We start from the raw sequence: 8,449 nt of genomic DNA, 5'->3' as shown, positions 1-8,449 counted from the left end.
CTTCGCCGAAGCTATAAACAGACTTTAACTACCGCCGGGGTGGGTCAGTTTTACTTCGGTAGGGTGGGTCAGTTTTCAACCGGTGTTGACATTTAGTCTCTCTAACCTGAGTTCAACAGGAAGATAAAGGAACACCACAAGATCAAATTCATTCTCAAGCGGTTGACCCCAGCCCATTACTGATCCGGCAACCACGGCGCGGCCATGAGAGCGCATTTCTTGTAGCAAGCGCTCTCCTCGCTGCGTTTTGTCTGCCAGATGCTGATATGGCGGGTTACTCGGCAGCCACAAAAAATCATCTGCTTCCAGGTGAGTTGTGCTCAGTTCCTTTGCTAAAGCATCCGCTAAGGTCGTGGTGCCGGTACCTGCCGCGCCTGTGATCAAGATGTAACGTGCCGTCTCTTTTGTCATTTCGCTTTCAGCCACTCTAAAACGAGTTTGCCATCTCCGATAAATTAACAGTGCCCCATTGATGCGGCAGCAGTCGAGCGATCTCACTCGCCCGCTGCGTTGGCAGGCGAGTAAGAACGTCCTTCAGGTACGCATACGGATCATGCCTATTCATGCGCGCAGACTGGATCAAGCTCATGATTGCTGCCGCCCGTTTGCCGCTGCGTAGCGATCCGGCGAACAACCAGTTCGAGCGTCCAAGCGCCCATGGCCTTATCTGATTTTCGACCGCGTTATTATCGATGGGCACAGCGCCGTCCTCGATATATCGAACCAGTGCGCCCCAGCGCTTGAGGCTGTAATCCAGAGCTTTGGCGATAGCCGAGCCTTCGGGCACAAGGTCGCGCTGGCCTGAGACACGGTGACGGGTGCGTTCACTGTCGGCGAATTGGTTATCCCCGCGAACAATGCACCAAAAACCACCCCCATCAGAGGCCCCCAAATCCACGCCTGCATCGTCGCGTTTTCGATCAAATCCAAGATTGTCTGCATCAAATGCTCTCTGAGAAATTTTAGCCAAAATACTGTTTAAAAAAACAGTGATGGCTAATAAAACCACGAGCCTGAAAGCAATGCAATTTTGAGGTCAGAAATTTTCACCCTCTTGGCATCCATCACCCTTTCCCCGTCAATCTAGAGGCCTTCAAAAAACCGCTAGGCCAATCTGTACCTTTCGGCAGGTCTCATATCACTGATACATTTTTCACTCACTCCCTTGGGAAAGGGCAGTGATCGGCGTGGCTTTCGGTCAATGTATGCTCACTCTTAAATACATCGACTACCCGGCGGACAACCACAAGCTGGGCTGGAACGAAATGCTCGCCTGGCTGCGGGAGAAACGCTGGCAGAGCCTGGGCTTTGGCGGCAGCGTGTACCTGGTGCTGCTGATCCCGGTGGTCAACGTCCTGATGATGCCGGCGGCGGTCGCCGGGGCGACGTTGTTCTGGGTGCGCGAGCAAGGTGCCGAGACGGCGTTGGCCCGGCAGGGCTGAATCCGTCACAAATCCGTCATCGTGGCGTCACAACGACGAAATGGCCTCGGTCGACACTGGGGCCATGACCACACTCCTGCATGTCACCCTCGTCACTGAAACCTTTGCGCCGGAAATCAATGGCGTCGCCAATACCCTGGGGCGCCTTTACGACGGCTTGCGAGCCCGTGGGCACCGCGTGGAGCTGATCCGCCCCCGCCAGGCCGGGGACCAAGGCCAGGCCAGCGACGATCAACTGCTGCTGTGCCGAGGCTGGCCGTTGCCGGGATATCCAGGTTTGCAGTGGGGACAGGCTTCGATGCACAAGCTGCTCAGACGCTGGAAACGTCATCGCCCGGACGTCTTGTATATTGCCACCGAAGGCCCCTTGGGCTTGTCGGCGTTGCGGGCAGCGCGGCGCCTGGGTATCTCGGTGGTCAGCGGCTTCCACACCAACTTCCAGCAATACACCCAGCAATATGGCCTCGGCTTGTTGAGTCGGCTGTTGACCCATTACCTTCGCTGGTTTCACAACCGCTCGAGCCTGACCCTGGTGCCCAGCGTCAGCCAGCGCCTGGAGCTGGAACGCCGGCATTTTGAGCGCGTGGCCTTGTTGTCCCGCGGCGTGGACAGCCAACTGTTTCATCCGGCCAAACGCTCGGCCGCCCTGCGCGCAGCCTGGGGCCTGGACGAAGGTGATATCGCAGTGATTCATGTCGGACGCCTGGCGCCGGAGAAAAACCTGGGGCTGCTCAAGCGCAGTTTCGGCACCCTGTGTAACGCTTTTCCGACACAGCGAATCAAACTGGTGATCATTGGTGACGGCCCGCAGCGGCCTGCCCTCGAACAGCAATTGCCCGGGGCGATTTTCTGTGGGGCCCAGCGTGGCGAAGCGTTGGCCGCCCATTACGCGTCCGGGGATGTATTCGTTTTTCCGAGCCTGACCGAAACCTTCGGTAACGTCGTGCTGGAGGCGCTGGCATCCGGCCTGGGCGTGGTGGCCTACGATCAGGCCGCGGCGGCGCAACACATCCGTCACGGTTATAACGGGGTGCTGGCGATGCCGGGGGATGAAGATGCATTTTGCGACGCGGCCCGCTGGCTGCTGGAAGAACGCGAAGCCTTGCGTTGCGTGAGGCTCAATGCGCGCCAGCATGCCAGTCGCCAGGGTTGGGCCTCGATCATCGAGCAGTTCGAGACGCTGTTGCGCGGCGTCTGTGTCGGCGAGCAGGGCCTGCCAGCTGCGCCGACGGTGCGCTAAGAATCGATGAGGTCGGTTCAGGCGCCACTCAAACCAGCGTCATCAACGCCTCGCGGCTGAACGGCAGGATCTCTTGCTCGCGCCCTTCCCGGACTTTTTGCGCCCAGTCCGGATCCACCAGCAATGCGCGTCCCACTGCCACGAGGTCGAACTCTTCATTGTTCAAACGCTCCAGCAGGTTTTCCAGGCTGGCCGGCTGGGCAACTTTATCGGTGTTGACCATGAACTGGAGGAACTCGCCATCCAGGCCGACGCTGCCGACGGTGATGGTCGGTTTGCCGGTGAGCTTGCGGGTCCAGCCGGCCAGGTTCAGCTCCGAGCCTTCGAACTCCGGCTCCCAGAACCGGCGTGTCGAGCAGTGGAAAATATCCACGCCTGCGTCAGCCAATGGCTTGAGGAATTCTCCCAGCGCTTCGGGCGTTAGTACCAGACGCGCTGCGTAATCCTGCTGTTTCCATTGGGAGAAGCGGAAAATGATCGGGAAGCCCTCGCCCACCGCCGCGCGCACCGCACGAATCAACTCGATCGCGAAGCGCGAACGGTTGGCCAGGCTGCCGCCATAGCCGTCAGTGCGCTGGTTGCTGCCTTCCCAGAAGAACTGGTCCACCAGATAGCCGTGGGCACCGTGGATCTCCACGCCGTCCATACCGATGCTCTGGGCGTCTTTTGCCGCTTGGGCAAAGGCGGCGATGACTTCATCGATGTCCGCCTGGGTCATGCCATGAATCACGACCTGGCCATCCTTGAGTTTTTCAGTTGGACCATAGCCCGGCACAGCGCCATCCGGCTCGGTACCGAGGCGGCGCACGTTACCCACATGCCACAACTGCGGAACGATCTTGCCGCCCTCGGCGTGCACCGCATCGACTACTTTTTTCCAGCCGGCCAGCGCGGCATCGCCGTAGAAGTGCGGTACGTTCGGATAGCCGTTGGACGCCTTGTGGCCGACCGTGGTGCCCTCGGTGATGATCAGGCCGACCCCGGCCGCCGCACGGCGACGGTAGTATTCGATTACCTTGGAGTTCGGCACGCCGCCCGGTGAAAACGAACGGGTCATCGGCGCCATCACCACCCGGGTCGGCAATTCGAGCGCGCCGAGATGGAAGGGTTTGAACAGGGCTTTTGCTGGCATGAGGCACTCCACGGAACGAGGTCACAGGTCGGATATGACGACGATAATATGGAGCATGCAAAGCGCTGGGTAGCACTATTGATTGGAGTGATTAAGGTTCAAAAGGGGACGGTGAGGTTGTGGGTTCAAGCTCCCTCGCCACAAAGGCTCCGTGCTAGGCCAATGCTTTTTCAATCGCCTGGATTATCAAATGATTATCCGGCGCGGTGCGCGGGGAAAAACGCGCCAGTACGCGGCCGTCCTTGCCGAGCAGGAATTTTTCGAAATTCCAGGTGATGTCCCCCGGGAATTCCGCGCCTTCGCCCGCCAGCAGGCGGTAAAGCTGATGACGGTCGTGGCCGTTCACTTCCAGCTTGCTGGACAATGGAAACGTCACGCCATAGTTGAGGCGGCAGAAGTCCTGGATTTCCTGTTCGGTCCCAGGCTCTTGCCCGGCGAACTGGTTGCAGGGTAGACCCAGCACGCTGAAGCCCTGGCCCCTGTACTGCTGATAGAGATTTTCCAACGCCGCGTATTGAGGCGTCAGGCCACATTTGGAGGCAACATTGACCACCAGCACGACTTGCCCTTTGAAGGGCGCCAGAGGAAGCTCCTGACCATCCAGCGCTGTCAGTTTAAGGTCGTGGAAAGCACTCATGACGAACTCCAGGTTTGCGGATCTTTCGAAACTGCCATGGCGATGCTAACAGCAAGCGACTAAAAAGGCGCCATAGGGCGCCTCTCCAGTCAATCTGAGCGTAGCGCAGATCAGTGGTGATGGCCGCCTTCGCCATGGACGTGACCATGGGCGATTTCTTCCTGGCTGGCGTCACGGATGTCGACGATCTTGACTTGGAAGTTCAAGCGCTGGCCGGCCAGTGGATGGTTGCCGTCAACGGTGACGTCGTCGCCTTCCAGGTCGCGGATGGTCACGATCTGCATCTGGCCGTCCGGCGCCGAAGCGTGGAACTGCATGCCCACTTCCAGCTCATCCACGCCTTCGAACATGCTGCGGCTGAGGGTGCTGACCAGTTCGGCGGAATATTCGCCATAGGCGTCTTCCGGCTCCACGGAGACATTCAACTCGTCACCGGTGGTTTTGCCTTCCAGGGCTTTTTCCAAGCCCTGGATGATGTTGCCTGCGCCATGCAGGTAGACCAGCGGAGCGCCGCCGGCAGAGCTGTCGATGACCTCACCAGCGTCGTTGGTCAGGGTATAGTCGATGGAGACAGCCTTATTGGCGGCGATCAGCATGGGGCGAGACCTTTTGCATAAGAATGAAGAACGGACAAGTCTAAACAAGGATTTGCCCGAAAGCGAACGGAACCCGGACAAACGGGCTAGCTCGAACAGACCAACGGTCACAGGTTTTCATCAGGATGAGAACGGGCACTGGGTGGCCGAGCTGTCTTGCGGCCATACCCAGCACCTGCGCCACCAGCCACCCTGGCAATCCCGGGCCTGGGTGCTGGATCCAGCGCAACGTATTGAAAAAATAGGCCAGCCCTTTGATTGCGGCTGGTGCGCTCAAAGCCCGGTTAGCGATAACCTTGGCGACTGAATTGTGGGTAGACGGCCAATCATAGGCCGCGCCCTAGCGTCTGGGAGACCGGACACTTGTCATGCACCCTTAGAGAATCCGCATGCAAACTTTTTTTATCGCGCCCACCGATTTTGGTGTGGGTCTGACCTCCATCAGCCTCGGGCTGGTGCGTACCCTCGAACGGGCCGGGCTGAAAGTCGGCTTTTTCAAACCCATCGCCCAGCCTCACCCCGGCGATACCGGGCCGGAACGCTCCACCGAACTGGTGGCCCGTACCCACGGCCTCAAGCCGCCACAACCCTTGGGCCTGGCCCATGTGGAGCGCATGCTGGGCGACGGCCAACTCGATGAACTGCTGGAAGAAATCATCACCCTCTACCAGCAAGCCGCCATCGGCAAGGACGTGCTGGTCGTCGAAGGCATGGTCCCGACCCGCAGCGCCAGCTACGCCGCCCGGGTCAACCTGCACTTGGCCAAGAGCCTGGACGCCGAGGTCATCCTCGTGTCAGCCCCGGAAAACGAAGTGCTGACCGAGCTGTCCGGCCGCGTCGAGTTGCAGGCGCAATTGTTCGGCGGGCCGAAAGACCCGAAGGTGCTTGGCGTAATCCTTAACAAAGTCCGCACCGACGAAAGCATGGAAGCGTTCTCCGCACGCCTCAAGGAACACTCGCCCTTGCTGCGCAGCGGCGACTTCCGTCTGCTCGGTTGCATCCCGTTTCGCCCCGAACTCAACGCCCCGCGCACCCGCGACGTGGCCGACCTGATGGGCGCACAGGTGCTCAACGCCGGCGATTACGAAACCCGACGCATGAGCAACATCATTATCTGCGCACGCACCATGCGCAACACCGTGGAATTGCTCAAGCCAGGCGTCTTGGTCGTCACGCCTGGCGACCGCGACGACATCATCCTCGCCGTGAGCCTGGCGGCGATCAACGGCGTGCCGCTGGCCGGCCTGCTGCTGACCAGCGACACCCTGCCCGACCCACGCATCATGGATTTATGCCGGGGTGCGCTGCAGGCCGGGCTGCCGGTGCTGTCGGTGAGCACCGGCTCCTACGACACCGCCAACTTGCTCAACAACCTGAACAAGGAAATCCCGATCGACGACCGCGAACGTGCGGAAATCATCACCGATTTCGTCGCCAGCCACCTGGACGCCAGATGGCTGCACCAGCGCTGCGGCACGCCTCGGGAAATGCGCCTGTCGCCGGCGGTGTTCCGCTATCAACTGATCCAACGCGCTCAGGCGGCGAACAAACGCATCGTGTTGCCTGAAGGCAGCGAACCGCTGACAGTCCAGGCAGCCGCCATTTGCCAGGCCCGGGGCATCGCCCGTTGCGTGCTGCTGGCCAAGCCGGCCGACGTCGAGGCGGTGGCGCGCGCCCAGGGCATCGAACTGCCGCCGGGGCTAGAGATCCTCGACCCGGACGTGATTCGCGAGCGTTACGTCGAGCCCATGGTGCAACTGCGCAAAAGCAAAAGCCTGAACGCGCCGATGGCCGAGCAACAGCTGGAAGACACCGTGGTGATCGGCACCATGATGCTCGCGCTGGACGAAGTGGACGGACTTGTCTCGGGTGTCATCCACTCCACCGCCAACACCATCCGCCCGGCGCTGCAACTGATCAAGACTGCACCGGGGTGCTCGCTGGTGTCCTCGGTATTTTTCATGCTGTTCCCGGAAGAAGTCCTGGTGTACGGCGACTGCGTGATGAACCCACACCCGAGCGCGACGGAACTGGCGGAAATTGCCCTGCAAAGCGCTGATTCCGCCGCGGCGTTCGGCATCACGCCACGGGTGGCGATGCTCAGCTATTCCAGCGGCGAGTCGGCCAGCGGCGAAGAAGTGGAGAAGGTCCGCGAGGCCACCCTGCTGGCCCACGAGGCGCAACATGGCCTGTTGATCGACGGCCCGCTGCAATACGACGCCGCCGCCAACGAAGCCGTGGCGCGGCAACTGGCGCCCAACAGCCAAGTTGCGGGTCGGGCGACGGTGTTTATCTTCCCGGACCTGAACACCGGCAATACCACCCACAAGGCCGTACAGCGCAGCGCCGACTGCGTCAGCCTCGGGCCGATGCTGCAAGGCTTGCGCAAACCGGTGAACGACTTGCCGCGCGGCGCCCAGGTCGACGACATCGTGTACACCATCGCCCTCACCGCGATCCAAGCCGCCAACCGACCCCTGGATATTTAAATGCTGGATTTCCTGCCTGCCCACCTGCGTGGCGTCATCGCCTCATTGCTGTTGGCGCTGAACACCATCGCCTGCTGCACACCGCTATTCATCGTAGCGATTTTCAAACTGTTGCTGCCCTTTCCCGCCGCCCAGCGCTTCACCGACTGGCTGATGAGCCACATCCACGAAGCCTGGATCAGCAACAACAAAGCCTGGATGAATCTGCTGCGCCGCACGCGCTGGCACCTCAGCGGCCTCGAGGGCCTCGACTACCAGCACTCATACCTGATCACCAGCAATCACCAGAGCTGGGTCGACATCATGGTGTTGCAGTACGTGCTGAACCGGCGCATCCGACCGTTGAAGTTTTTTCTCAAGCAAGAGTTGATCTGGGTACCGGTGATCGGCCTGGCCTGGTGGGCGTTGGGCTTTCCATTCATGAAGCGCTATTCCAAGGCGTACCTGGAAAAGCATCCGGAAAAGAAAGGCAAGGACCTGGAGACCACGCGCAAGACCTGCGCGAAATTTCGCAACAACCCGGTCGGCATATTCAATTTCGTCGAAGGCACGCGCTTCACCGAAGGCAAGCATGTCCAGCAGCAATCGCCGTTTCGCTACCTGCTCAAGCCCAAGGCCGGCGGCATCGCGTTTGTGCTCGACGCAATGGGCGAACAACTGGAATCGATCATCAACGTCACGATTCATTATCCCGGCGGGCGTCCCGGCTATTGGGACTTGCTCTGCGGCAAGGTCGATGAGGTGGTGGTGCATTTCCAGGAGCTGAAGATCCCAGCGCAATTCATCGGCAAGAACTACGACCAGGATGGCGCCTATCGCCTGGAATTCCAGGGCTGGATCAACCAGTTGTGGCAGGACAAGGATGCGCTGCTTGCGCAGATGCATCGCGAGTATCCTGACCGTCACTGATGCC

The 8,449-nt window shown here is 60.1% G+C and carries 8 protein-coding genes and 2 pseudogenes; 5 read left to right on the top strand and 5 right to left on the bottom strand.

Annotated features, from left to right (window positions below):
• Positions 1-75 precede the first annotated feature (75 nt).
• Positions 76-411: an AAA family ATPase gene (locus tag HU806_RS19595; RefSeq protein WP_186613464.1), complete on the bottom strand. Its 336-nt coding sequence runs from the start codon at positions 409-411 to the stop codon at positions 76-78.
• A gap of 16 nt (positions 412-427) precedes the next feature.
• Positions 428-802, bottom strand: a pseudogene (locus HU806_RS19590) (IS66 family transposase); the annotation flags it as partial.
• A 385-nt stretch (positions 803-1,187) separates the two neighbouring features.
• Here HU806_RS19590 and HU806_RS19585 point away from each other — a divergent pair.
• Together HU806_RS19585 and HU806_RS19580 are read left to right on the top strand one after the other, a co-directional pair.
• Positions 1,188-1,442, top strand: a pseudogene (locus HU806_RS19585) (EI24 domain-containing protein); the annotation flags it as partial.
• A gap of 40 nt (positions 1,443-1,482) precedes the next feature.
• Entirely contained in the window at positions 1,483-2,682 is a 1,200-nt protein-coding gene (locus HU806_RS19580; protein ID WP_186613462.1) for a glycosyltransferase family 4 protein, read from the top strand.
• Positions 2,683-2,710: 28 nt separating this feature from the next.
• Here HU806_RS19580 and HU806_RS19575 read toward each other — a convergent pair whose 3' ends face one another.
• From HU806_RS19575 to HU806_RS19565, 3 genes are all read right to left on the bottom strand, one after another.
• Positions 2,711-3,814: an NADH:flavin oxidoreductase gene (locus tag HU806_RS19575; protein WP_186613460.1), complete on the bottom strand. Its 1,104-nt coding sequence runs from the start codon at positions 3,812-3,814 to the stop codon at positions 2,711-2,713.
• A 154-nt stretch (positions 3,815-3,968) separates the two neighbouring features.
• Positions 3,969-4,451 carry a glutathione peroxidase gene (locus HU806_RS19570; RefSeq protein WP_186613458.1) on the bottom strand — a complete coding sequence of 161 codons (483 nt, stop codon included), beginning with the start codon at positions 4,449-4,451 and terminating at the stop codon, positions 3,969-3,971.
• Between the two features lie 110 nt (positions 4,452-4,561).
• Positions 4,562-5,047 (bottom strand): FKBP-type peptidyl-prolyl cis-trans isomerase, encoded by a 486-nt coding sequence (locus HU806_RS19565; protein WP_186613456.1) that lies wholly within the window; start codon positions 5,045-5,047, stop codon positions 4,562-4,564.
• Between HU806_RS19565 and HU806_RS19560 the strand changes: the two genes are divergently transcribed.
• The 3 genes from HU806_RS19560 (at position 5,016) to yihG (ending at position 8,445) form a co-directional block, all read left to right on the top strand.
• Positions 5,016-5,354, top strand: a complete 339-nt coding sequence (locus HU806_RS19560; RefSeq protein WP_186613454.1) for a DUF3565 domain-containing protein — start codon at positions 5,016-5,018, stop codon at positions 5,352-5,354. The two genes, HU806_RS19565 and HU806_RS19560, sit on opposite strands and share 32 nt — an antisense overlap.
• 82 nt (positions 5,355-5,436) lie before the next feature.
• Complete coding sequence (gene pta / locus HU806_RS19555; RefSeq protein WP_186613452.1) at positions 5,437-7,536, top strand: phosphate acetyltransferase; 2,100 nt, start codon at positions 5,437-5,439, stop codon at positions 7,534-7,536.
• Positions 7,537-8,445: a 1-acylglycerol-3-phosphate O-acyltransferase, YihG family gene (gene yihG, locus HU806_RS19550; RefSeq protein WP_186613450.1), complete on the top strand. Its 909-nt coding sequence runs from the start codon at positions 7,537-7,539 to the stop codon at positions 8,443-8,445. It begins immediately after the preceding gene.
• The last annotated feature ends 4 nt before the right edge of the window (positions 8,446-8,449 follow it).

It is taken from the genome of Pseudomonas sp. SWRI154 (genome assembly GCF_014268645.1).
Classification (GTDB): Bacteria; Pseudomonadota; Gammaproteobacteria; order Pseudomonadales; family Pseudomonadaceae; genus Aquipseudomonas; species Aquipseudomonas marvdashtae.
Note: the sequence above shows the minus strand (reverse complement) of the source record. Positions and strands in the feature narration are given on the sequence as shown.

Bases quoted from the DNA above. Each gene is read 5' to 3' on its own strand.
- HU806_RS19595 (WP_186613464.1), bottom strand. From the start codon at position 411: ATGACAAAAGAGACGGCACGTTACATCTTGATCACAGGCGCGGCAGGT.
- HU806_RS19580 (WP_186613462.1), top strand. From the start codon at position 1,483: ATGGCCTCGGTCGACACTGGGGCCATGACCACACTCCTGCATGTCACC.
- HU806_RS19575 (WP_186613460.1), bottom strand. From the start codon at position 3,814: ATGCCAGCAAAAGCCCTGTTCAAACCCTTCCATCTCGGCGCGCTCGAA.
- HU806_RS19570 (WP_186613458.1), bottom strand. From the start codon at position 4,451: ATGAGTGCTTTCCACGACCTTAAACTGACAGCGCTGGATGGTCAGGAG.
- HU806_RS19560 (WP_186613454.1), top strand. From the start codon at position 5,016: ATGGAGACAGCCTTATTGGCGGCGATCAGCATGGGGCGAGACCTTTTG.
- HU806_RS19565 (WP_186613456.1), bottom strand. From the start codon at position 5,047: ATGCTGATCGCCGCCAATAAGGCTGTCTCCATCGACTATACCCTGACC.
- pta (WP_186613452.1), top strand. From the start codon at position 5,437: ATGCAAACTTTTTTTATCGCGCCCACCGATTTTGGTGTGGGTCTGACC.
- yihG (WP_186613450.1), top strand. From the start codon at position 7,537: ATGCTGGATTTCCTGCCTGCCCACCTGCGTGGCGTCATCGCCTCATTG.